This is a genomic window from Cutibacterium avidum 44067, from assembly GCF_000367205.1.
Lineage (GTDB): Bacteria > Actinomycetota > Actinomycetes > Propionibacteriales > Propionibacteriaceae > Cutibacterium > Cutibacterium avidum.
In genome coordinates, this window is the sequence record NC_021064.1 from 1,844,563 (window position 1) to 1,868,094 (window position 23,532).

Genomic DNA, 23,532 nt, shown 5'->3' on the forward strand with positions numbered 1-23,532 from the left:
GAGGATCATTGTCCCACAGCCTGCTTTGATGGAGTCATGGACGTCCTCATTCTTGGCGGCACGACAAAGGCCCGGCAGCTGGCCACTCGACTGGTCGATGACGGGATCGACCTGTGCACATCCCTGGCGGGACGCACGAAGTCCCCACGACCCGTCCCAGGACCGACGAGGCTGGGCGGGTTCGGCGGTGTCGGCGGTCTCAAGGACTTCCTCACCGCCAACGAGGTCAAGGTCATGGTGGACGCCTCGCACCCCTTCGCCGCGACCATGCACGGCCACGCCGCACAGGCGTGTCTCGATCTCAACCTGCCGCTGGCCCGGCTGGCCCCGCCGAGCTGGCGTACCCAACCCGAAGCCGCGACCTGGCACTGGGTGGACGATCACGACGCCGCCGCACGAGTCCTTGCGGACCTGCCTGACGTCGTCCTGCTGACGGTGGGACGCCAACCCATCAGCCATTACCTGTGCCTCGGCCCGCGTCGGGTCATCGTGCGCTGCGTTGACGCTCCCGAGGAGGAGCTTCCCGAGGGCTGGACGGTACTGCAGGAGCGTGGCCCTTTCACCATGGCCCGGGAGCGTGAGATCTTCTCCGAGGGTGTGGCAACCGTCGTCTCGAAGGACTCCGGGGGCACCGAGCTGGACCCCAAGCTCCGCCTGGCAGCCGAGACCGACGTCCAGATCGTCATGGTGTCACGCGGCCCGGCCCCTGGTTGGGGGGACGAGCTCAGCGAGGTCGACGAGGCGGTGCAGTGGATCAACGCCCACCTCGCGACGGTGAAATCTCAGTGATCAGACGGTTCGTGGACCCGGGTCTCGTCGAGGTCCAGGCCCGCGACGTCTCCGACAACGGTGATGGCCGGCGGCTTGATGCCCGCTTCGACCATGTCCTCGGCAGCCTTCTCCAGGGTCGTCGTCAGGGATCGCTGGGTGAACAGTGAGGCATCCGCGACGACGGCGACCGGGGTGTCACCGGCAAGTCCGCCTTCCATGAGGCGTGCAGCGATGTCACCGATGTGAGCCACGCCCATGAGGATGACGAGGGTGGTGCCGGTCTTGGCGATCTGTGCCCAGTCGAGTTCGGACCGGGTGTCGCCGGGGGCGACGTGCCCCGAGACGACGGTGAATCCCTGAACCAGGTGACGGTGGGTCAGTGGGACTCCCATGAGCTCGGGGCCGGCCACGCAGGAAGTGACACCGGGAATGACGCGCACCGGGACGCCGGCAGCGGCGCAGGCCTGCCACTCCTCGCCACCACGTCCGAAGACGAAGGAGTCGCCACCCTTGAGGCGCACCACCTTGCGCCCGGCCCTGGCATGCTCGATGAGCAGCTCATTGATGCGCTCCTGCGGGACGTAGGGCCCGCGCGGCACCTTGCCGACCGGGATCTTCTCGGCGTCCGGATTCTCGTCCATGACGACGACCGGAGCGAGACGGTCGTGGAGGATGACGTCGGCCTGACGCACTGCCTCCAGCCCTGCAATGGTCAGCAGCCCGGGATCACCGGGACCACCTCCGACGAGAGTGACAGTGCCGGGAACGAGTTCTGGGGAGTAGGACATCAGTTTTCCTTGGGTTGGTGTGCTGTCAGATCGGAGATGGCTCGGGCGAGCTCAGCGTGTGTCTTCGTGTCACGGACGGCGACTCTGATCCAGCTGGGGCCGAGACCGGGGAAGGTCTCCCCGCGCCTCACGGCAAACCCACGATCAGCCAGGGGAAGACGCACCGATTCGCCGCTGATTGACGAGGTGTCGACGAGCACGAAGGGAGCCTCGGAATTGACGATGGCCAGACCGAGTTCTCGAAGGCGTCCGACGAGGTCGGCGCGGGCCGCGGGAAGCTCGTCGCGCAGCTGGTTGCGGAACCGAGACGCTTCCTCGGAGGTACAAGCGACCATGGCCGCGACGGCCGGGGTGGACACCGACCACGGGGTCTGGTGAGCCGCCAGACGTGAGATGAGTCGCGGATCCCCGACGACGTATCCGGCACGGACTCCGGCCAGGCCGTAGGTCTTCGTCAGGGAGCGCAGCACCAGCAGGTCGTCCATGTCATTGCCGATGAGGGACTGGGACTCGTCAGTGGCGTCCATGAAGGCTTCGTCGACGACGAGGATCCGACCCGGGCGGCGCAGGGTCAGCAGGTCGGACGCCGGGTGCAGCCGACCGGTGGGGTTCGTGGGATTACCGACGATGACGAGGTCGGCATCCTCCGGGACGAGGGCCGGGTCCAGTGCGAACCCGTCGGAGGCATTGAGGATGACTCGGTCGACGTCTATCCCGGCTGATCTCAGAGCTGCCTCCGGCTCGGTGAACTGAGGATGGATGACCGCGGCGTGGTGCGGCTGCGTGGTCGCAATGAGAGGAAAGGCCTCGGCGGCTCCGGAGGTGGGCAGAACCATGTCGATTCCCACACCTTGCATGGTGGCCAGGGCCTCCCGGGCCGGGGTGGCGTCAGGATAACGCGCCCAGTCGTGCTCGGTGGAGGTGATTGCGTCACGAAGCCACTGCGGTGGCTCGGGGACGCGGACGTTGACGGCCAGGTCAACCAGACCGTCGGCAATGTCGCTGTCCCCGTGGTGATTGAGGTCAGGCTCGGCATCCTGGGCCCCTCTCCCCTCGTGGAACCTCGCCACCTCACGGGCAAACCACGCCGCCTGGGAGGGCTGACCGGCCCAGTGCAGGTGCAGGTAGGAGGCCTGCACGGTGGGACGCCCCAGAGCAGCAGGGTCTCCCAGAGCTCCCTCGGCACGATCGGTGCCGTCGGGCATGGTGATGTGCCACGCCGGGTCGACGTCAGCCAATGGCGTCGTCGTGGTGCGGTGGAATTCGTGGCCGACGACGCTGATGGAGTTGCGGGTGGCGACCCGGTATCCCATCGTCAGTCTCGTCGCCATCGCCGCGTCCATCGGAAGGACGCCGGCCATGTCTCGCCCGTCGAGGTGGCGGCAGAGGTAGAGAAGCCCGGCGCACTCCGCGACGATCGGCATCCCGGCCTCGGCATGGGCGCGGACATCTGCCGCGAGCTCGGTGTTGTCCTCCAAATCCGTGGCGTGCATCTCCGGGAATCCACCGCCCAGGTACAGGCCCTGAATGCCGTCCGGAAGACGTCGATCGGTGAGGGGATCGACGTCAACGACCCGGAACCCGGCCGCCCGCAACATCTCGGTGGTCTCGGGGTAACGGAAGGTGAAGGCTCGCCCCGCGAAGATTCCGACCACCGGCGGCTCGTCGAAGGAATGGCCTTGCCAGCCAGCTGATTGCAGAGCAGCTCGCGGATCCCAAGGCTCGACGTCGAGGTCGGGAGCGGAATCGGCCAGGTCCATGACGGCGTCGAGATCGACGTGTTCGGCGATGAGATCACCCAGGCCGGCGACCTTGGAGGCGGAGTCCTCCCACTCCCCCGCCGGGACCAGACCCAGGTGGCGAGAGGGCACGAAGATCGACTCGGTGCGCGGAATCCGTCCCAGCACCGGGATGCCGAGTCGGTCGAGTCCGCGCACGACCTCGGCACCATGACGAGGAGAGGCGACCCGGTTGAGGATCACACCGGCGATCGTGACATTCGGATCAAACGTCGCCAGACCTGCCACCACTGCGGCGTGGGTGAGGGACGCATGAGCGGTGTCGACGACCACGACCACCGGGGTCTGGGTCGAGGTGGCGATCTCGGCGCTGGACCCGCGTCCGGTCCCGAGCTGGCCGTCGAAGAGGCCCATCACTCCCTCGATGACCGCAATGTCCGCCGCATCGGGGGTGACGAAACCATGGGCCAGCAGCGGGGCCATGAGCTCGTCACCACACATGACGGAGTCCAGGTTGCGGCCCGGACGACCACTGGCCATCGAGTGGTAACCGGGATCGATGTAATCCGGCCCAACCTTGAACGGCGCCACCGTCCGGCCAGTGGCACGCAGGGCTGCCATGAGACCGGTCGCTACGGTCGTCTTGCCGCCTCCCGACGCCGGGGCGGCGATGAGGATTCGTGGAATGCGCATCACCATTCGATCCCCGCCTGACCACGCTGACCGGCGTCGAAGGGGTGCTTGATCTTGGTCATCTCGGTGACGAGATCTGCGGCCTCGACGAGGGCTGCCGGGGCCCGACGGCCGGTGATGACGACGTGCTGGGTGCCGGGTCGGTTGACCAGTGTGTCGACGACCTCGTCGACATCGAGCCATCCCCAGTCCAGCGGGTAGGTGAACTCGTCAAGAAGGTAGAAGTCAAGCGCCTCGCTGGCCAGGAGCTCCGACACGTGTCGCCATCCCTCGCGGGCAGCGGCCTCGGGGTCATCGGCGGCATCGAAGGACCGTGCCCAGGACCATCCGGTCCCCATGACCTCCCATGTGACGGGCCCGCCGACGCCGGTCTCCTCGTGGAGTTTCCCGAGAGCTTGCAGGGCGTCCTGCTCGCCGACATGCCAACGTCCGGACTTCACGAACTGGAAGACGCCGACCCTCCACCCTTGGTTCCAGGCGCGCAGGGCGGTGCCCATCGCCGCTGTCGTCTTGCCCTTGCCCTCGCCGGTGTTCACCGCAAGAACTGGCCGTAACCGTCGCTGTCTGGTGGACAGTCCGTCGTCTGGTGTGGCGCCACTGCGCGCGTGCGGCATGAACGACCTCCTTGCGGGTCCGCGCCCGTCGGGTCACGGGACTTCCGTAACCTGACCCGCAGGATCGACCTGGCTCGCGCTGAGGCGCTCACAGTGGCGGGACCGCTCCGGATTCACACCGGATTCCTCCCCGAGGGCCATAGTCGATTGTGTCACACGGGTCGGGTTGTCCTCACCCGGCACTGCCCTAAGCTTCCCTCATGACCCATGATCCTGACGCCACCCTCCTCGGACGCACGCCTGGCCTCGACGAGACGCACTTCGCTCATGACGGCCTCATCACCAAACATCCGGTGAGGGCCGTCGCTCTGGCAGCGTTGCGACCCATGCCGGGCCAGCTGCTGTGGGACCTCGGCACCGGCGCCGGGTCGATCGGTGTCGAGTGGTGTCGCACTGATCCGACCTGCCGAGCCATCGGGGTGGAGCGCAAGGCAGAACGGGCCGCCAATGCCCGCACGAATGCCGCAGAACTCACTCTGCCCGGCCAGTTCGAGGTCATCGACGCCGACCTCACCAAGGGGCTGCCGGAGGGACTGCCCGACCCGGATGCCATCTTCATCGGCGGCGGGGCGACGGAAACTCTCGTCACCCAGTGTCGACCGCGTCTGCCCATCGGGGGACGGCTCGTCGTCCATGGGGTGACGATGGAGGCCGAGATGCTCGTGGAATCCTTGCACCGGGACCTAGGCGGCGACCTCATGAGGTTCGGCGTCGAGACCGCCGACAGCATCGGCCGACTGCGGGGCTGGAGACCGGCCCGCACCGTCGTGGCGTGGACCTGGCAGCACACTGAGTGACGACGAGCCACCCAGTGTGCACAGTTGTCTGATCCTGGACTCAGCTGATCTGGGAGGCCAGCAGGCAGGCAGCCCGCATCTGCTCGGCGGTGGGGCGCACATGGCGAGACGCCGCCGAGACTCGGATGTAGCCACCGGTCGCCGGGAAGCAGATGAACCGGTCGGTGGGAAAACCAACCCGGGAAGGATCCTCCAGCCCGACATCCGTGCGCATGGTGGTCGAGTTCTGGACGACGGCCTCCCCGGCCGGCGGATTGCCGTCCACCCACACACCTGCCTCAGCCCCGACGAGACTGGCGAGTTTCTGAGCGATGTCGTCATGGCTCAGCCCGCCTGAGCGAGCATCGAGTGCCGAGGCAACATATCCCTGGCGCTGCTCGGCCAGGTCCGAGGCCGTCAGAGCCCAGCGCGAGATACCGGCGATCGCGGCACCGACTGCGAGAAGAACGATCGTCACCTCGATGTCAGGGCGAGAGGCGATCTTCATGCTCCGGTACGGGAATGTCAGGAAGAAGTCGAAACTGAGAGCGCTGACCACGATGACCAGCGCGTCAACGAGCCAGGATCCTCTCAGACAGAAGAAGACGATGACGAGAACGAGTACGAGGGCGGCTGCGGGTGCGACGAAGACGTCGATGAGGGCGCTCAACACCGCGCAGACGGCGATCGGTACGACAACCGCGCCAATGATCAGCGCAGTACTCGACGATGACCTGTTCATGACGACCATCGAACCACCGCAGCGGTCACCCCATCAAACGTGACTCATGTCGCTGGTGTCACGAGGCAACACGGCGTCACCGTGAAGTGCTCGGCGGCCGGTGTGACAGGATCGCGACGACCTCACTCATCGTGCGGGGACGCTCGTCTATGCCAAGGCGTCGGACCAGCTCGAGGGGCCACGGCAAGTGCAGATGAGCCCTCTCCACCATGGTCACATTGGCGAGCAACTCGTCGATCGGCCCCTGCCGCACTCCACCGTCGACGACGATGAGAGCCTCGTCGGCCCAGGCCAGAGCCAGGTCGACGTCATGGGTGGCCATCGCCACAGTCGTACCGTGGTCACGCAGACGGTCCAATGCCTCCAGCATCTTGGTGACGCCAACCGGGTCGAGTCCGGCGGTGGGCTCGTCAAGGAGAAGCAGATCCGGGCGCATGGCGACGGCACCGGCGACAGCAATCCTCTTGCGTTCACCATAGGACAGCTGGTGCGTGGCACGCTCGGCAAGATGGCTGGCCCCGAGCAGCTGCAGGGCCTCGGCGACGCGATCGCGCACCTCCGCCACGTCCAGCCCCATGTTCATCGGGCCGAAGGAGACGTCCTGGCTCACGTCAGCGCTGAAGAGTTGGTCGTCGGGGTCCTGGAGGACGAGCTGAACCGCCCGACGGTGCTCACGAAGCTGGGTGCGCCCGTGACCGAGCACGGTGCCACCCCTCTTGACCTTGCCCTTGACGGGTTTGAGGGAGCCCGACAAGCAACGCATCAGCGTCGTCTTGCCCGATCCGTTTGCTCCCAGAATCGCCACCCGAACTCCAGCACGAAAGGTGACGTTGACGTCGGTGAGCACCATGGGCCGGCCAGGGTGGGTGGCGTACAGGTGCTCGGTCGACAGTAGGACCTCGTCACTCATCTGAAAATCCTTCCGGTCGTCGACCAGCTGATCGCCCAGACTGCGGCGATGACGACGACGACGATGATTTTGAAACGCGCTGATCCGACGCGTTTGACGGGCAGGGTCACCAAGGCGGACTCGAATCCTCGGTTGACCAGGCCGTCGTTGAGGCGGTTGGCCCTTGTCCAGGCGCGAATACCCACCGATCCCAGCAGCGCGGCGGTGTTGTTCATGCGCCGGTTGAACCCGCCAAATCTCCCCTCCGGGGCGTCACCAAGGCGGGCGTGCTGAGCTTCGCTGGCCGTGACCAGGGTGTCGAGCAGCACGAAGATGAGTCGGTAGGTCAAGGAGGCGATCTCGAGCAACGGATCGGGGATGTGGAACTTTCGCATCCAGGTGAGCAGGTCAACCATGGGAGTGGTGACGGCCAGCACCATGAGGGTGAGCGTGCCACAGACGCCGTGCTCCACCAAGGACATTGCCTGGGCGGTGGAGACCGGACCGATACTGAATACCCCGGAATGCCACCAGACCGTTCCCGCCGGGCTGGAACCGAGGCTGATGAGGACGGAGATCCCGCCGAAGAAGAGGAAGACGATCGGGGCAGCCATCGCCTGCCACAGCACTCGCCCCTGGATGCGCGCCGGACCGAGGATGACGATCATGCTGACGATCCCGGCCAACAGCGCCCCCGGCCAGATGCCGGAGCCCACGACCGGGCTGACCAACGACGACGCCTCCATCGACGGGGTGCACAGTGAGGTCAGGAGGAGAGCCGTCGACAGGGCGACTTTCTCCCCGACCGAACGACGCCGCCAGGGAGAGTCCCAGGCGGCGTCGTCGAGAGAGGTGATCGTCATGACTTGGCGGAGGCAGTCGCTTCCGACGAGGTGACGGCGGCCTCGGGCACGTCGTCGACACTGTGCAGATCGGAGGCGTCCTCAGCCTCCTCGCGGCCCTTCTTCTTGCCGGCCATACGGCCCAGGGCGTAGCCAGCAACGCCGGCACCCAGGGCAGCCTGCAGAGCGAACAGGCCGGACTCGACCTCACCGGAGTTCGGCTCGAAGATCGGCTCGATCCATTTCTTGGCACCGGCTTGCTCGGCAGCCTCGGCGGCAGCGTCGTCAGTCCCCCCGAATCCTTCCTCGTCGCCGCTGGTCTTCTTGCCACCGAGGATCATGCTCATGATGAACAGGGCGATCAGAAGGATGATGATGACCGGAGCCACCCACTTGTTGTTTCCGGTCAGCGAGTTGTCCTGACGGACCTTTGCAACGGTGTTCTCAGGCATGGGACACCTCCGGGGTACGAGCGAGGACACCGAGCTGCTGGAGCTGCGGAGCGGCGACCTTGGCGAGGAAACGGAACAGCAGGATGCCAAGCAGACCCTCAGCGATGGCCAGCGGGATCTGGGTCCAGGCGAAGATGGTCAAGAACTTGCCGACGGCTCCCCAGAAGCCACCGGTCGGATCCGGGAAGGCGAAGGCGAGCTGGAAGCTGGTCACAACGTAGGTGATGAAGTCCGCGAAGACCATGCAGAGGAAGATCGCCAATGCGTCCGGACCATGACATTTCTTGGTGAGTTTGTAGAAGGCGTAACCGGCCCACGGTCCGGCGATGCCCATCGAGAACGTGTTGGCGCCCAGGGTCGAGATGCCACCGTGAGCCAGCAGCAGAGCCTGGAAGATCAATACGATCATCCCCAAGAACGCCATGACCGGTGGTTTGAACAGGGCTGCACCGACGCCGGTTCCCGTGGGGTGGGACGACGAGCCGGTGACGCTGGGTAGCTTGATGGCGGAGAGAACGAAGGTAAAGGCGCCGGCAGTCGCGAGCAGGAGCTTGTTCTCGGGATGCTCCTTAACCTCTTTGACGACTCGATAGCCGCCATGGATGACGAATGGCGCAGCAGCTGCATACCACACTGCGCACTGAGCTGGTGAGAGAACGCCCTCAGCAATGTGCATGAGGTGTCATCTCCTTTCTCGGGATTCGCGTCCCGTTCTGGAAAGGCCTGATGCGCGTAGCAGATCTGACTTCCGACCCTCGAGGGATCGTTCACAGTGGCGCGTCCGTGTCGGCATTTCCCGGCTTCAACCACGTCATCAGGGCATTCTTGAGTTGTGTCCTGGACAGTGAAACACAGCTGTCCCGGGGTTGCATCCAAGGATGGCCTAGCAATGGTAACGCACCATGTGCGCGACGTGCAGTGTTAGCATCCCGACGTCATCACACCTTGTCATCGTCAGGAGCACAGCCGTGGCCCACGAGTACGTCAACAACGGATCCGACATCTACCGCGAGTCCTTCCGCATCATCCGATCTGAGGCGGACCTCGATCGCTTCCCCGCCGACGTCGAAGGTGTCGTCGTCCGAATGATTCACGCTGCCGCCGACCCCGCCATCGCCGATGACATCGCTTTCACCCCCGGCGTCGTCACTGCGGCTCGCAAGGCCCTGCGCGCTGGCGCTCCAATCCTGTGTGATTCCTCGATGACCGCCACCGGGATCATCCGGTCTCGTCTCCCCCGTGACAACGAGACGATCTGCTACATCAAGGATCCCCGACTGGCCGACATCGCCAAGGCCAAGAACATGACGAAAACCTGCGCCGCGGTGGACCTGTGGGCCGAGGAGGGCAAGCTCGACGGGGCCATCGTCGCCATCGGCAACGCCCCGACCGCCTTGTACCGGGTGCTCGAGGTGTGCGAGGAGACGGGGGCCCGCCCGGCGGCTGTCGTCGGTATCCCCGTTGGTTTTGTCGGTGCGGCCGAGTCCAAGCAGGCTCTCGTCGATTCCACGCTGGGACTGGACTACCTCACCTTGCTGGGACGACGCGGTGGCTCGGCCATCGCAGTGGCTGCCGTCAACGCCATCGCCTCGACCGACGAACTGACGAACACCCACCGCTGAGGGGTTCACGGCACGTGACCAGAGGGCGTCACCCCCAGAGGGCGTCACCCTCCCAAGTACCCGTCGACACCACCGGGACGACCTGACCCGAGATGACCGACCCCTCATGGGGAACCCTCGGCAGGTTCGCCGGGGCGGCCAGGGTCATCGGGATCGAGGTGTCACCGACGATCCGGTACCAATCGACGTCGGTGAGTTCATTGGTGCGCTTCTCGACCCGCTTGCAGACCATCGTCATCTCGGCGACGGCGCTGACCTCCCCTCGAGTGGCGCGACCGGCATTGATTTCCATCAGCCACGGGCTGATCAGGGTTCCGGCGGCGAACTGCAGATCACCGGTACCGCCCAGAGACCCCTCGTGAGAGCGTCCGTACTCCTCCTCGGACTCAAAGACCCGCAGCATCTGATTGGCGACGGCGCCCACCCGCAGATGCTCGATGAAGCGTGGGGTGTCGTCACCGGGTTCGGGGCACAGCGGTACCTCAACCGGGTCGTCAACATTGGCCAGAAAGCGCGCCAGGTGCTTGCGGTTGGCGGCGGGCAGCTTAAGCACCGACTCCCCGGTGAGCATGGATGCCAAGTTGGCGTGGGAATAGATGTCGACCAGTGCCACCGTCGAGCTGAACCGCACCAGGTCGGCAGGGTGAGTCGTCGGGGCGACGAGGGAGGCCATCGTCTCGATCTCGTCGCGATCCTTCTGCTTCATGAGCGCCAGCCGCGCACCGGACGGATCGGTGTAAGCAGCCAGCAGGTCGAACCCGCCGACGTCCTCCACCCCGACAGCACCAGCCTCAGCCGCGGAATTGACGAGGACGTCGAGATCGGGGGCGTCGAAGCCCAGGGCATGTAGGTCGTGGGAGATCACCCGACGATGATAGGCAGGAAAGCCCTGAACCGTCATCGTCGGGGAATCCCTCCTCGACAGATTCAGCCCTGCAAGGCTCGCAGCACCTCGTCACGCAGCTTGGCGGAGCGACGCGGGGTGCGGTCACCGACCACGCTGACCGTCATGCCACCAGCCCTCTCGGTGGCCGGAGTGAAGGCACTGCCCTTGCGTCCCTTGTCACCACGCACACAGAAGACGCCGCGCTTGTCGGCCTCCTCTGCCACCAAGGCATTCACCTCAGGATCGTTGGTGAGGGCCTGGACGAACCAGACGCCGTCAAGATCCTCGACCTGGAAGGCGCGACGCTCCAGGTCCACCAATCCCTTGCGGGACATCCGCGTGAGCTGGATACCGGAGTTCGGGGCGACGACGTGGACCTCGGCCCCGGCCTCAAGCAGCCTCACGACGCGACGTTCGGCAACGTGCCCGGCACCGACGACCAGAACCTTGCGGCCCTGCAGACGCAGACCCGTCATGTAGACCGGGGCTCCCTCCCCCAGGCCCACCTCGTCAAGGGGTTCTCGGTAGCGATCGACGACGACGTCGGCAACCTCGTCACAGTCACCGATGACCGGGGCGATGCGGATTTCGACTCCGGGATGGCTGGCCTGCCAGGCCTCCACCTGCTCGGTCATCCACACGTGCAGCAGCCCCGGGAAGAGGAAATTACCCTGCACGACGATCTGGTCGGCACCCTGGGCAGCCAGGGCGGAGAGGGCCTCGGGAACCGACGGACGGGTCACCTGGATGAAGGCCGGTTCGACCCGGTCAAGGTCGTTCTCCTCCCAGAACATCCTCGTCAGGGTGTAGTGGGAAGCGTTGGCATCGGACACGAGAGCACCGCGTCCCACCAACACCACGGCCGTGTCGCGGGAACGCCACTCCTCGCGTCCCTCACCGGCAGCGAGGGTCTCGGCGAGACGACGGTTGAGGGCCTTGCGCATCCGCACGTCCGGTAGCAACGGGGCGGAATACATGACGCGTGCGTCCCCACGGCCCTCGTCGATGGCCTCTGGAATGTCCTCCCGGACGTGACCGCCGGTGTTGAACATCAACGGAACGACGACGGCGGCTGCCGGGTCCTCGTCACCGTCAGCGCCCTCGGGAACCTCCGGTGTCTGGGCGACGGCGGCACGGACAGCGTCCGGGATGCCGGGCTCGGCGAGCTCGACGAACCCCAGCTCGACCGGGACGCCAGGCAGTTTGCCGGCGATGCGCTCGGCCAGGGCGCGACACTCGGCCACACCGGACTCGTCACGGGTGCCATGGGCTGCGATGACCAGCGGGGTCCCACTGGCGAGTGGATCGGTCATTTCGACTCCTTCGTCTCGGCGTTCTTCTCGGACCCGGACATGCGGGTCGAGTGGACCGGCGGCTTGGACAGGTAGGTCTTCTCGTCAGCCTTGGGCAGGTCCTTGTGCGTGTAATTCTTGCGAGCCTCACCGGTGACGTGGCCGTCCATCCAGTGGTAGTCACGTGGGGTGACCATGAGGCGTCGTCCGTCTCCGGAGCTCACGTACTTGGTCGTCGTCGAACCCACGACGACAAGGGTCGTCATGCCGACCCATTCGGGCTTGAACTCCTCGAGGGTGGACATGATCACCTCCTGCTGACGACGCTCGGCATGGGAGACGATCGCCACCGGGGTGGACGGCGGACGGTGCTCAGCCATGATCGCCAGGGCGTCGGGGAGCTGGTGGGTTCGGGTACGTGAACGCGGGTTGTAGAAGGTGGTGACGAGATCTCCCTCGGCAGCCGCTCTCACTCTCTTGAGGATGAGATCCCAATCGGTGTGCAGGTCCGAGAGACTGATCGTGGCGTGATCATGGCCCAGCGGAGCACCGAGGATCGCCGAGATGGCGAGCTCGGCGGTGACACCGGGAACGATCTCGACGTCGATGCCATCGGTGCCCATCTCCAGGGTCGGGGAGGCCATGGCATAGATGGCCGGGTCGCCGCCGCACACGAAAGCCACGTTGCGACCGTCGCGGGTCGCGTCAATGGCCGCCTGGGTGCGCTCCTCCTCGGTGCCCATCTTGGTGGCCAGAATTGTGGCACCCGGACGCACCAGGTCGCGGATCTGACGGACGTAGGGGGCATAACCCGCTATGAAGGTGGCATTGCGGATGGCATCGACGGCGCGCGGGGTGAGAAGATCTCGCGAGCCGGGCCCGAGGCCGACGACCGAGAGGTGACCACGAGCCGGGATGCGACCGACGGCGCAGGTGGCCTCGGGAGTCTTGGTCTTGTGGACCAGCAGCTCAGCTCCCTGGCACAGCACGGCAGCCTCGCTGACACTCGGTGTGCCGACCTCGCGGGCAACGACGTCGGAGGGAGTCGGGACGTCCTGGGCGGCCAGCTCCTCCGCGGACTCGGTGCGGTACTCGACGCCGAGCTGGTTCGCCAGCTTCACGAGACCGAGCTCACCGGCCTTGACCTCGTGGGAGACCAGACGAGTGACCGATCCAAGAGCCAGACCGTTGTCAGCGAGGGTCTTCTCGAGAAGCTCTCGCAGCGGTTCGACCTCGGTGCCCTTGTTACATCCCATCCCGACGACCAGGCAGTTCGGGTGCAGGACGACGGTGGGCAGGTCGTCACCGTGGTCAGTCCGAACTCGCTCTGCGACCCGCTCGGAGACGATGATTCGGGCGACCGGAGATTCAGCGTCCTCGGTGACGTTCTTGGGTAGCGGAGGCAGCGGCCAGGGCTGCTCGCGGATGACCAGCACCGGGCGTCCGGCAATGATCGATCCGGTCACTCCGGCGACGTCACCCTCGTAGGCCCAACCGAGCTGGTCGAGGGCCGGGACACCGAGTGAGTCGGTGGCGGTGGACACGACGGCGGTGCCGCCGAGCGCCTCGGCGATGGTGCGGGAGAGTTCGTTGGCCCCACCGACGTGACCACCCACCAGCGGGATAGCGAAACGGCCGGCCTCGTCGACGACGACCACACCCGGGTCGGTCTTCTTGGACTCCAGCAGCGGGGCGATGATGCGCGTCGTGGCACCCAGGGCCAGGTGGGAGACGATGAGGTCGCACTCGCCCCAGGCCGCCGCAAGCCCGGTGCGGGACGGCCCGGCGTACTTCTTGGTCTCGCGCTTGAGCGCGTGGTCGATGGCCTCGGCGTGGGCCGCCGCGGCGTCGGAATTGATGATCTGTCCGATGATCGGGTCACGGTCCGAGCCGTCCGGGCTGGTGTCGGCGCCGGGCTGGGGCCCCTCGGGAGCATTGACGTTGACGTCACCGGCCAGCTCCGGGTTGATGCCCAAGGCCGCCGGGGAGTCCGGATGATGCTCGAGGACCAGCACGACGTTGGGGCTGAGGACGTCCGCGTCAGCAATGACGGCCCTGGCGGCTTGCTCGTCGAGGACACGCACCCGCTGACCCTCCTCACCGATCTTCTCAGCGAGGACGAAGGTCTTGCCGCGACCCGCGAGTCCGTCGACCAGTTCCGCCAGGCCACGGTTGGGGGCTGTCAGCACGCCCACCTTGGGGTGGATCTTGGCAAGCCGGATGGCGGTCTCGATGTCCTTGGAGTGGGAGGAGACGAACTGGGCGTCGTCCCAGGGCAGGGCCACGGCGGCGAAAGCAGCCTGCAAGGAGGTCGGGGCCGTCACGACCTCGACCTCGAGACCGGCCTGGCGGATACGTCGCACCACACCGAAGAAGAGCGGGTCACCGGAAGCGATGACAACGACGTTGGCGTCGTCGGGCAGGGACTGAACCCGCTCGATGGCCGGGCCGATGAGGCCGAGCTTCTGACGCTTCTCGTCAGGAACGTTGAGGGCGTCAAGGTGACGCTGACCTCCGACGACGAGGTCAGCATCGGCGACCTCCTGGCGCAAGGAGTCGGAGATGACACCGAGATATCCGTGGACGCGAATCATGAATTGTCCCTCGTGTTGGAGTTCGTGGGGTCCTGGTCGTAGACGCCGCGAGTGCCGTGGGCCTTGAGGTCAGCGTGGGCCTGGGCGTCAGCTCCGCGGTATTCGTGACGGAAACCGGGATGGTAGAGGTGGCTGCGAGTCTTGATCGGGCCCTCCGCCAGGGCCGGTCCGACGAGGACGACGGCGTGCTTCCACAGCTTGTGGTTGCGCATCGTCTCCGAGAGGTGGGCCAGGTCGCAGCGGAACATGATTTCCTCGGGCCAACTGACCGCGTACCCGATGATGCAGGGGGTCTCGGGCAGGTAGCCTCCCTCCAGCAGGGCCTCCTGAAGAGCCTTGTTACGGGCCGCCGAAAGGTAGATCGCCATCGTCGCACCGTGACGGGCGAAGGAGGCGACGGTCTCCCCGTCGGGCATGGGGGTCCGCCCGCCCTCCAATCGGGTGAGGACGAGTGACTGGGACACCTCTGGGACGGTGATCTCGACGTCCATCCGGGCGGCAGCGGCCGAGAAGGCCGAGATGCCCGGGATGGTCTCGAAGCCGATGCCGATGCGACGACACAGGTCGCGCTGCTCGGCGGTGGCGCCATAGATGGACGGGTCACCGGTGTGGACCCTCGCCACCACCAGCCCCTCGTCACGGGCGCGGGTGTAGAGGGGCTCGAGGTCCTCCAGCGGGATGGAGGCGGAGTCGATGAGCTCGGCTCCCTCCTTGTGACGGGCCACCATGTCGGGGTGGACGAGGCTGGAGGCCCAGATGATGATGTCAGCGGCCTCGATGACACGGGCTCCGCGCAGGCTCACCAGGTCCGGAGCGCCCGGTCCGGCACCGACGAAAACGACCTTGCCTGCTCCCTCGGGGATCTCCCGCCGCGGTACCGGAGGCGGCTCGATGGCGTTGTGGTCCAGATCCTCCAGGGCCCTCTCGGAGGCGTGCTGAATGGGTCGTGCAGCTTGAGGTTCGTTCACAGTTTTCCTCCCGTGATGGTGCGCTCTGGAGTGGTGAGGACGGTCGAGAAGTACGGCAGGGCCTGAGTATCAGCGACCTCACCGAGGGTGACGATCTGCTCGGACTCCAGCGTGACGTCGGTGCCGATGACAGCCTGACGATCCCGCTGCCGCAGCTGCTCGACAACATCTGGGAGTTTGCGTCCACCCTTGTAAATCGCCACTGAGTCGACGAGGTCAAGGACCTGGCCAAGTTTTTCCATCCCGACGGTGGCCGGGACGAGGGCCAAGATCTCCTTGCCCTCCACCAGCGGGCGCCCGGACGCCGCCGACAAGGCCTGCATGGCCGTGATGCCTGGGCTCAGCTCGACGCTGACGTCGGGGAGTCTCTCCTCGACGTTGGCGCGCAGGTAGGTGAAGGTGGAAAAGACCGTAGGATCGCCGACGGTGGCCAGGGCGACGGTGCGAGCCCCTTCGTCGAAGGCCGTGATCGCCGCATCGGCGGATACCTGCCAGGAGGCCCTGCGCTTCTCGCCGACACCAGACTTCTCCCGCATGGAGAAGGGGATGCGCTTGATGCGCTCGACGATCTCCGGGGCGACGGCAGTGATGATGGTCTCGGCACGTCCGGGGCCGTCGGTGGTGGCCTCGGTGTAGGGCACGAGAATGACATCAGCCTCGCGCAGGATGCGCACGGTTCGCAGGGTGACCAGCTCTGGGTCACCCGGCCCCACTCCGACCCCGATGAGGGTTCGCCCCGACTTGTGGTCAGGATGTACAGGGGCATAGGTCATGACGGCCTCCTCAGGTGTCCTCGCCCGATGACGTGCGCAACGAACCGTTCGAGTGTCTGGCTGCCATCACCGCGGCGATGGTCACAGTGGCGGGACCGCGCCGGACTCACACCGGCTTCCTCGAGATCGGTCGTTGTATCGATCCTCCCACATCGTGGCACCACACCACGACACGGCCGGGGTCAGCTCCCGCCTGCCAGGGAGAACAGACGGTCAAGACCGAGATGCTCCTCGACGGCGTCGGCCAGTACGTCGATCATCTGCTCGCGGCGCTGCCCGTACCCGATGGCACCCTCCACCGGGCGCCACGCCGATCCGGCATGCTCAGCAGCCTCGGCCAGCCAGGCACGCCGGAAATCGTCACATTCGAAGGCACCGTGCCACATCGTCCCCCAGACGCTTCCGACGCGGACTCCGTCGAGGAAGGGCTCCCCCGCCGACAGGTCGACGTCCATTCGGCCGTGATGGATCTCGTAGCCGCCGACCTCGGTCCCCCGCCAGGATCCGCTCGGGATGGCCAGGGTCTTGTCAGCATCGAAGGTCACCTCGACCGGCAGCAGCCCGAGTCCCTCGGTTCGCTCGGTCGGCGATTCCTGACCCGCGGGGTCGAGGATGAGGCGGGTGAGCATCTGGTAGCCGCCACAAATGCCCAGCACAGTGCGACTTTGACGGGCACGGCGGGCCACGACCTCAGCGATTCCGGTGGACCTCAGCCACTCCAGATCACGCACGGTGGACCGCGATCCGGGCAGGACGAGCACGTCAGCCAGTTCGCAGGTGTTGGGGTTGGTCGTCACCTGGACGTCGACCCCGGCCTCGGCGGCCATGGCGTCGACATCGGTGGCGTTGGAGATTCTCGGCAGCCGGACGACGGCAACCCGCAGATCGTCGGCTGAACCGGAGTTCCCGTCGTGACGCCAACGTCCCACCTCCAACGCATCCTCACCGTCGAGCCACACCTCGGGGACCCAGGGCAGCACCCCGAAACTCGGCATTCCGGTGCGACGAGTGATCTCCTCCAGACCGGGAGCGAGAACGGACTCATCACCGCGGAATTTGTTGATGACGTACCCGGCCAGCAGGGAACGGTCCGCGTCGTCGAGCAGCGCCCAGGTGCCGAAGAGGCTGGCGAGCACCCCGCCGCGGTCAATATCCCCGACGAGCACCACCGGCAGGTTCTTCTCCCTTGCCAGTCCCATGTTCGTGTAGTCACCCGTACGCAGGTTGATCTCGGCCGGGGAGCCCGCACCCTCGCAGATGACCATGTCGTGGGCGGCGGAGAGCTCGTCGTAGGCGGCCCATGCGGCTTCCGCAAGGTGACGTCGTCCGGTGGCGTACTGGCCTGCTTCCAGCACGCCTCCCGGAGTGCCACGCAGCACGATGAAGGAGCGACGATCGGTGCCAGGTTTGAGCAGCACCGGATTCATGGCTGATTCCGGGGTCACCCTGGCGGCGCTGGCCTGCAAGTACTGCGCCCGGCCGATCTCGGACCCGTCGGGGCAGACCATCGAATTGTTCGACATGTTCTGGGCCTTGTAGGGAACGACGTCGATCCCGCGACGCCACGCGGCCCGGCAGAGGGCGGTAACGACCAGCGACTTCCCGGCGTCAGAAGACGTTCCGGCGACGAGGATTCCACTCATCACTTCTCCTTCGCGCTCGAGTCGGAACGCCGCGGCAGGATGCCGCCGTAGAACCTGAGGTGGGCGATGGCCGCTACGCCGAGGCAGGCGGCAGCCGTCGCCACCCCGGTGACCCCGATGACGAGGTCGGCAGCGTCCGCGACCTTCCGGCTGTCCGGGCGTGCGCCGTCTCCCAGCAGGGGACGATCCTCGTGACGATTGCCGTAGTAGACATTGCGTCCGCCCAGTTGCACCCCGAGGGCGCCCGCCCAGGCCGACTCGCACCATCCCCCGTTCGGACTGGGGTGATGACCATGATCACGCATCATGATCTGCACTGCCCGACGCCAGTCTCCCCCGACGGTGGGCGCCAGCAGGCAGGCGAACAGTCCGGTCAGCCGGGCGGCAGGGAGATCCAGCAGATCGTCAAGGTGGGCGGCAACCTTGCCGAAGTTCTCGTAACGCTCGTTGTGGTGTCCGATCATGGCATCGAGGGTGTTCGCCCCGCGGTGGACCAGCATTCCCGGCACGCCGGCCACGGCTCCCCACCACAGGGATGCCACGGCGGCGTCGGAGGTGTTCTCGGCCATGGACTCCACGGTCGCCCGGGCCAATTCCGGCTCGTCGAGCTGGTCGGCGTCACGGGAGCACAGGTGGGACAGCTGCTCGCGGGCCCCGGCCAGGTCGTCCTCGTCGAGCCGGACGTACATTCGCTGACCTTCGTCAGCCAGCGAGGTCGCCCCGATGACCGCCCAGGTCGTCGCAGCCGTCGTGATCACGCGCAGCATCGGGTGTTTCGCGGTGACCTTCTCGACCCCTGCTCCCAACAGGGCCAGAGGGACAAGACATGCGGCCACATGAGCACCGCCACGCGCGACGGAGTCGGACCAGTCACGCTTCTCGAGGGCAGCGGCGGCATTACCGAAGACCGCCACCGGGTGGTGTTCCTGCGGATCACCGAACAACCGATCGGCGACGACACCTACTCCCAGCCCCACTGCCCGGGCGGCCAACCCGAGCCCACGACGACGGTCACGATGACACAGCATGCCCACACCCTAGAGCAGCGGCCCGGACTGATGAGGAGAGGAGTCGCTGATGAAGGGTCCAGATGGATTGGTACCCGCCCCACGAGAGGACTGACCAGTGCGGCCCAATCCAGCAGGAGCCAACCGACACCTCATGCGGGCTCTGGGTTGACGGCATGTGGTGGCGGGCACCGGGGACCGCACCACACGAGCAGCCACGAGTCGGAGATTTGGTGTTGGTTCGACGCGGGGAGTGGGTGTCGGGCGCTTTCACGGTGCCTCCTTGAACTGCCTGACACGGACCTGGACAATCGGTGGTTCCAAAACCTGGCAGCACTTCCGCCTTTACAGCCAGCCGCGTCTCCTGGCCTCGGCAACTGCCTGGGCTCGATTGACGCTGTTGGTCTTCGCGATCGCTGAGGACACGTGGTTACGGACCGTTCCAGTCGACAGGGAGAGCTTCCTCGCGATGACGGCGATCGGCTCCCCCGACTCCGCCTCCCGCAACACACCTCGCTCCCTCTCCGTCAACGGGTTGTACCCCTCCAGCAGGGACTCTGCGGCCAAGGACGGGTCGATGACGCGGCCTCCCTGATGAACCCTGCGCACTGCCTGGGCCAGTTCGGCGGCCGGGGTGTCCTTGACGACGAATCCAGCCACCCCGGCATCCATCGCCCGGCGCAGGTACCCGGGGCGTCCGAAGGTGGTGACGATGAGAATCTTGACGTCAGCCCCAGCCAAGCGGTCCGCCACCTCGATGCCGTCCATTCCGGGCATCTCGATGTCGAGCAGCAGCACGTCGGGACGGGTCTTCTCAACCGTCAGGACGACCTCGTCGCCACGACTGCATTGGCCGACCACCTCGATGTCGGGTTCCAGGGAGAGCAGAGCGACAAGGGCACCGCGTACCAAGGCCTGATCATCAGCGAGAACGAGTTTGATCGACTCGTCGGTCATGACACCACCACCTTGGTTCCCCGACCATTGTCTCCCGAACCGATGTCCAGGTGCCCACCGACGCCCTCGACACGACGCCTCATCCCCGCCCGGCCGGAACCTTCCTCGGCGTCGCCGACACCGATGCCGTCGTCGATGATGCACATCCGGTCGTCGGACAGATTGATCCAACAGCACCTGGCCTGAGAGTGGCGGATGATGTTGGTGACGGCCTCACGCACCACCCACCCCCACACGGCGTCATGCTCGGACTCGCCGGTCCGCTCGTCGTGGACCCGAAGGGAGATGCCAGCTGTCGTCAGGGCTGTCGCCGCGGTGGCGAGCTGGGAGTCCAGGTCAGCCTCGTTGAGGTCACTGACCAGGCCTCGAACCTGCGCCAAGGCCTCGCGACTCAGGTTGTGCGTGTCCGCTGCCTGTTCCTTGGCGGCCTCCGGGTTGATGTCGATGAGTTTGCCGATGAGTTCGGCTTTCATGGAGATCACCGTCAGGCTCTGGCCGAGAAGGTCATGGACGTCGGAGGCGATCCTCTCCCGCTCGGCATAGGTGGCCTCGATCTTGTGCTGCTTGTTCTGCTCGAGCCGGTTGTTGCTCCACACCCGACTGATACATCCGGCCAGCAGAATCATGGCCATCGACGGCAGCCCGATGAGCCACCACTGTCGCTGGTCGTCGACGATCCGGGCCACCAACAGCGCGGCGACCTCGAGCACGAGGACCATCAGGACTGCGGATGTCGACATTAGGAAGAGGGTGAAGGCCAACGGAAAGGCGAACATCTCGACGGCAGCCGACGGATCGACGAGGGCCACCCCGCCGTTGAGCAGGCATATCACGGCCAGAAATGCCCAGGGCCAGCGAGGCATCCAACGTCGCGAGAGCCAGGTCTCCAGCGTGTCGACCCCCAGCCAGAATCCGAACAGGTAGACCAGCACGAAGAGGCCGATGAGGACGAACCCGGTGACCCGCTGGGACCTCACGAGCTCGGGGTTGGCAGCTATGTGCTCGATGGGATAAGCAAGGAAGATCGTCCAAATCCCGGCATACAAGGTCTGCGTCCCGCGCGCGCCCCATGCCGACAGCGAGCGTCTGGAGCGTTTGCGCATCGGCCTGTTCTCCTCCCAGCTGGCCTCTCAGCGGTCCCTGTGACGGCGGGAGACCAGCCATGCCAACACGACGAAGACAGCAGCCCACGCCACTGCGCTGATGATGGCACGGGAGAGGTCGACCTCGACCGGCCCCTGGGTCGTCATCTCGTATCCTCCCATGATCGGCCACCGCGGCAGCAGGTTGACGCCCCACAGCGGGGTGAAGCGGGAGAGCTTAAGCATGAACCCGCCCAAGGGCATGAAGACATTGCCGAGAAAAGCGAAGGCCAGCACGAAGAAGGACACCAGGGAGGCAGCGTTCTCGTTACGGATAAGTATCGCCATTCCAAGACCGAAGATGGTGTAAGGAACGCAGCACACCCATGCCAGGAGGAAGGTCCACAGCCATCCGATGCCATCGATACGCGCACCCGAGAGGGCGCCGACGAGCAGCACGAGGGCCACCGGCACGGCCGCGACGACCTGGATCGAGACGATCTTGGTGACGAGGTAGTTCCACTGGGTCATCGGGGTGGTCGCCAGCTGCCGTCCCCATCCCGCCTGTTGCTCCAGGGCCGACGACGACCCCAGACCTGAGGCGGCGGTGGCAGTGCCGTAGAGGGCCATCGACGCCATCACTGCGGCATTGACGTTTCCATGTGCCACCGAGATGGTGCCGTAGTCCTGGATTGCACCGAAGAGCACGTACATCGCGACCGGCATGACGAAGGCGAAGATGATGATCGACGGGGTGCGAACCATCCGCCGGATGTCGAGAAGGGAGTAGGTGATGTTCATGAGGCACTCTCCGTCCGGTCGATGCTCTCGCTGGTGAGTGAGAGGAATGCGTCCTCCAGAGTGGTGCGGGCGACCAGCACGTCGTGGGCCTCGGTGTGGTTGAGCAGATGGCGCACCAACTCGTCGGAGTCGTCGGTGGTGAAGGTGACGGTGTCGGACTTGATGTCGTAGTGGTTGACGTGGGGCAGGCGATCGAGGGTCGCGGGATCCACGTCGGGCCAGACGACGGTGACCGTCGAACCGGAGACCGAGGCACGGATCTCAGCGATCGGTCCGTCTGCGATGATGCGGCCGTGGTTGATGAGGATGACCCGGTCGGCGAACTCGTCCGCCTCGGCAATGTAGTGGGTGGCGAAGATGATGGTGCGGCCGTCGTCAGCGGCCTTGTGCATCTGGGCCCAGAAGTGACGCCGTCCATCGACGTCGAGACCCATCGTCGGCTCATCCAGAACCAGGAGATCCGGATCGGGCAGCATCGCCAGGGCGAAGCGCAGCCGCTGTTGCTGACCTCCTGAACACTTTCCGACCTTCCGGGAGGCGAAATCTTCCAGCTCCCAGACCCGCATCTGCTCATCGATCCGGGAGCGCGGGAGCTTGAAGGTCGATCCGATGACTCGCAGGGTCTCGTGGACGGTGAAGTTGTCGAGCAGGCCACGGGTCTGTTGTACCGCCGAGACCCGACCGGATCGGGCCCCCTCCTCGGCGTTCCGGCCCATCAACTCGACGCGGCCGGAGGTCGGGTCGGTGATCCCCAACAACATGTCGATGGTTGTCGTCTTGCCGGCGCCGTTGGGGCCGAGGAAGGCGACGACCTCTCCTTGCTTGATGGTGAAATTGATGTGGTCGACGGCCGTCAGGTGTCCTCCCTTGGCAGGGAAGGCCTTGACGAGATCCTCGACGACCACCGCTGTTTCGTTCATGCCTCCATAACACCCCACCAGGCGTGGTTCCGCCCATGGTCCGGCGTCACGAATTCGCCATGACATTCGTCATGGGGGGTTAGGCTACGGCAATGACTCGAATCGTCCTGGTACGCCACGGCCAGTCCACCTGGAACCTGGAGCACCGCGTCCAGGGGCAGACGATGGAGGTCCCTCTGACCAGGAGAGGCCATCGTCAGGCCGGTGAGGCCGGACGGAAGGTCGCCGTGCTGGTGCCTCGTCACACCGCACTGCTGAGTTCGGACCAGAAACGTGCCCTGCAGACCGCTCAACGTGTGGGTCGCGCGATCGGGTCGACACCTCAGACTGACGCCCGGCTGCGGGAGCAGTACTTGGGTGACATGGAGGGCAAGCTGTCCAGTGAACTGCACGAGATGCCGGTCCCCGAGGATGCCGACATTGCCGAGGTCGGCTGGGGTGGCGGGGAGTCGCTTCTCGACGTCTGGCGACGCTGTCGCGATCTGTTGGACGATCTTGCCCAGAATCCCCCCGAGGCCGTCGTCATGGTCAGTCACGGGGACACCCTGCGCGTCATGCTGTCGGCCCTGTCCGGAGGCACCCACCGTGACTGCGACTACTCCCTCGCGCTGACGAATGGGATCGTCATGTACCGGGATCTCGACCTGCACGAGCTGGTGGAGAGCCTTCCGGACCTGTGAG

At 65.8% G+C, this 23,532-nt stretch carries 23 protein-coding genes and 2 riboswitches; of the genes, 4 read left to right on the forward strand and 19 right to left on the reverse strand.

The annotated features are described in order from the left end of the window. Positions 1-36 precede the first annotated feature (36 nt). A complete protein-coding gene (locus PALO_RS08495) occupies positions 37-789 on the forward strand; it encodes a cobalt-precorrin-6A reductase (RefSeq protein WP_015583215.1) in 753 nt (250 codons plus the stop codon). Here the strand turns inward: PALO_RS08495 and cobA are convergent. The 3 genes from cobA to cobO are packed head-to-tail and all read right to left on the reverse strand — an operon-like array spanning position 783 to position 4,605. Next, positions 783-1,559 (reverse strand): uroporphyrinogen-III C-methyltransferase, encoded by a 777-nt coding sequence (gene cobA, locus PALO_RS08500; RefSeq protein ID WP_015583216.1) that lies wholly within the window; start codon positions 1,557-1,559, stop codon positions 783-785. The two genes, PALO_RS08495 and cobA, sit on opposite strands and share 7 nt — an antisense overlap. Beyond that, the gene (gene cobBC / locus PALO_RS08505) at positions 1,559-3,991 is read right to left on the reverse strand and encodes a bifunctional hydrogenobyrinic acid a,c-diamide synthase/histidinol phosphate aminotransferase CobBC (protein WP_036909858.1); all 2,433 of its coding nucleotides are present in this window, start codon (positions 3,989-3,991) and stop codon (positions 1,559-1,561) included. The genes cobA and cobBC overlap by 1 nt, the downstream gene beginning before the upstream one ends. Further along, positions 3,991-4,605, reverse strand: coding sequence for a cob(I)yrinic acid a,c-diamide adenosyltransferase (gene cobO / locus PALO_RS08510; protein WP_015583218.1), 615 nt, complete (start codon positions 4,603-4,605; stop codon positions 3,991-3,993). Before cobO ends, cobBC begins: the two co-directional genes overlap by 1 nt. Before the next feature lie 40 nt (positions 4,606-4,645). Continuing rightward, a riboswitch (cobalamin riboswitch) is annotated at positions 4,646-4,782 on the reverse strand. Between the two features lie 23 nt (positions 4,783-4,805). Here cobO and cbiT point away from each other — a divergent pair. Further along, the gene (gene cbiT, locus PALO_RS08515; protein WP_015583219.1) at positions 4,806-5,402 is read left to right on the forward strand and encodes a precorrin-6Y C5,15-methyltransferase (decarboxylating) subunit CbiT; all 597 of its coding nucleotides are present in this window, start codon (positions 4,806-4,808) and stop codon (positions 5,400-5,402) included. Between the two features lie 40 nt (positions 5,403-5,442). Here cbiT and PALO_RS08520 read toward each other — a convergent pair whose 3' ends face one another. The 5 genes from PALO_RS08520 to PALO_RS08540 all read right to left on the reverse strand — a co-directional run bounded on the left by PALO_RS08520 (position 5,443) and on the right by PALO_RS08540 (position 8,982). Further along, positions 5,443-6,132 (reverse strand): DUF4118 domain-containing protein, encoded by a 690-nt coding sequence (locus PALO_RS08520; RefSeq protein WP_015583220.1) that lies wholly within the window; start codon positions 6,130-6,132, stop codon positions 5,443-5,445. Between the two features lie 67 nt (positions 6,133-6,199). Then, positions 6,200-7,033 carry an energy-coupling factor ABC transporter ATP-binding protein gene (locus PALO_RS08525; RefSeq protein WP_004810733.1) on the reverse strand — a complete coding sequence of 278 codons (834 nt, stop codon included), beginning with the start codon at positions 7,031-7,033 and terminating at the stop codon, positions 6,200-6,202. Next, entirely contained in the window at positions 7,030-7,875 is an 846-nt protein-coding gene (cbiQ, locus tag PALO_RS08530) for a cobalt ECF transporter T component CbiQ (protein WP_015583221.1), read from the reverse strand. Before cbiQ ends, PALO_RS08525 begins: the two co-directional genes overlap by 4 nt. Continuing rightward, positions 7,872-8,306, reverse strand: coding sequence for an energy-coupling factor ABC transporter substrate-binding protein (locus PALO_RS08535; RefSeq protein WP_015583222.1), 435 nt, complete (start codon positions 8,304-8,306; stop codon positions 7,872-7,874). The genes cbiQ and PALO_RS08535 overlap by 4 nt, the downstream gene beginning before the upstream one ends. Next, complete coding sequence (locus PALO_RS08540; protein WP_004810728.1) at positions 8,299-8,982, reverse strand: energy-coupling factor ABC transporter permease; 684 nt, start codon at positions 8,980-8,982, stop codon at positions 8,299-8,301. Before PALO_RS08540 ends, PALO_RS08535 begins: the two co-directional genes overlap by 8 nt. Before the next feature lie 292 nt (positions 8,983-9,274). Between PALO_RS08540 and PALO_RS08545 the strand changes: the two genes are divergently transcribed. Next, entirely contained in the window at positions 9,275-9,928 is a 654-nt protein-coding gene (locus PALO_RS08545) for a precorrin-8X methylmutase (RefSeq protein ID WP_015583223.1), read from the forward strand. 28 nt (positions 9,929-9,956) lie between these two features. Here the strand turns inward: PALO_RS08545 and PALO_RS08550 are convergent, their stop codons facing one another. The 11 genes from PALO_RS08550 to PALO_RS08600 all read right to left on the reverse strand — a co-directional run bounded on the left by PALO_RS08550 (position 9,957) and on the right by PALO_RS08600 (position 22,851). Further along, on the reverse strand, positions 9,957-10,793 hold the full coding sequence (locus PALO_RS08550) for a VOC family protein (protein WP_036910013.1): 837 nt from the start codon (positions 10,791-10,793) through the stop codon (positions 9,957-9,959). 62 nt (positions 10,794-10,855) lie between these two features. Continuing rightward, positions 10,856-12,127 carry a CbiX/SirB N-terminal domain-containing protein gene (locus tag PALO_RS08555; RefSeq protein WP_015583224.1) on the reverse strand — a complete coding sequence of 424 codons (1,272 nt, stop codon included), beginning with the start codon at positions 12,125-12,127 and terminating at the stop codon, positions 10,856-10,858. After that, a complete protein-coding gene (cobJ, locus tag PALO_RS08560) occupies positions 12,124-14,700 on the reverse strand; it encodes a precorrin-3B C(17)-methyltransferase (RefSeq protein ID WP_015583225.1) in 2,577 nt (858 codons plus the stop codon). The genes PALO_RS08555 and cobJ overlap by 4 nt, the downstream gene beginning before the upstream one ends. Then, positions 14,697-15,668, reverse strand: coding sequence for a precorrin-4 C(11)-methyltransferase (gene cobM, locus PALO_RS08565; RefSeq protein ID WP_004810718.1), 972 nt, complete (start codon positions 15,666-15,668; stop codon positions 14,697-14,699). The genes cobJ and cobM overlap by 4 nt, the downstream gene beginning before the upstream one ends. Further along, positions 15,665-16,441: a precorrin-2 C(20)-methyltransferase gene (cobI, locus tag PALO_RS08570; RefSeq protein ID WP_015583226.1), complete on the reverse strand. Its 777-nt coding sequence runs from the start codon at positions 16,439-16,441 to the stop codon at positions 15,665-15,667. The genes cobM and cobI overlap by 4 nt, the downstream gene beginning before the upstream one ends. Before the next feature lie 50 nt (positions 16,442-16,491). Next, positions 16,492-16,563: riboswitch (cobalamin riboswitch) on the reverse strand. A 60-nt stretch (positions 16,564-16,623) separates the two neighbouring features. Then, positions 16,624-18,084, reverse strand: coding sequence for a cobyric acid synthase (locus tag PALO_RS08575; RefSeq protein ID WP_015583227.1), 1,461 nt, complete (start codon positions 18,082-18,084; stop codon positions 16,624-16,626). Next, positions 18,084-19,112 carry an adenosylcobinamide-phosphate synthase CbiB gene (cbiB, locus tag PALO_RS08580; protein WP_015583228.1) on the reverse strand — a complete coding sequence of 343 codons (1,029 nt, stop codon included), beginning with the start codon at positions 19,110-19,112 and terminating at the stop codon, positions 18,084-18,086. The genes PALO_RS08575 and cbiB overlap by 1 nt, the downstream gene beginning before the upstream one ends. A gap of 324 nt (positions 19,113-19,436) precedes the next feature. After that, positions 19,437-20,048, reverse strand: coding sequence for a response regulator transcription factor (locus PALO_RS08585; RefSeq protein ID WP_004810706.1), 612 nt, complete (start codon positions 20,046-20,048; stop codon positions 19,437-19,439). Continuing rightward, positions 20,045-21,151, reverse strand: coding sequence for a sensor histidine kinase (locus tag PALO_RS08590; protein WP_004810704.1), 1,107 nt, complete (start codon positions 21,149-21,151; stop codon positions 20,045-20,047). The genes PALO_RS08585 and PALO_RS08590 overlap by 4 nt, the downstream gene beginning before the upstream one ends. Positions 21,152-21,178: 27 nt before the next feature. Then, positions 21,179-21,931, reverse strand: a complete 753-nt coding sequence (locus tag PALO_RS08595; RefSeq protein WP_004810702.1) for an ABC transporter permease — start codon at positions 21,929-21,931, stop codon at positions 21,179-21,181. Beyond that, positions 21,928-22,851, reverse strand: a complete 924-nt coding sequence (locus PALO_RS08600) for an ABC transporter ATP-binding protein (protein ID WP_004810699.1) — start codon at positions 22,849-22,851, stop codon at positions 21,928-21,930. Before PALO_RS08600 ends, PALO_RS08595 begins: the two co-directional genes overlap by 4 nt. A 92-nt stretch (positions 22,852-22,943) precedes the next feature. Between PALO_RS08600 and PALO_RS08605 the strand changes: the two genes are divergently transcribed. Continuing rightward, the gene (locus tag PALO_RS08605) at positions 22,944-23,531 is read left to right on the forward strand and encodes a histidine phosphatase family protein (RefSeq protein ID WP_004810696.1); all 588 of its coding nucleotides are present in this window, start codon (positions 22,944-22,946) and stop codon (positions 23,529-23,531) included. Position 23,532 lies beyond the last annotated feature (1 nt).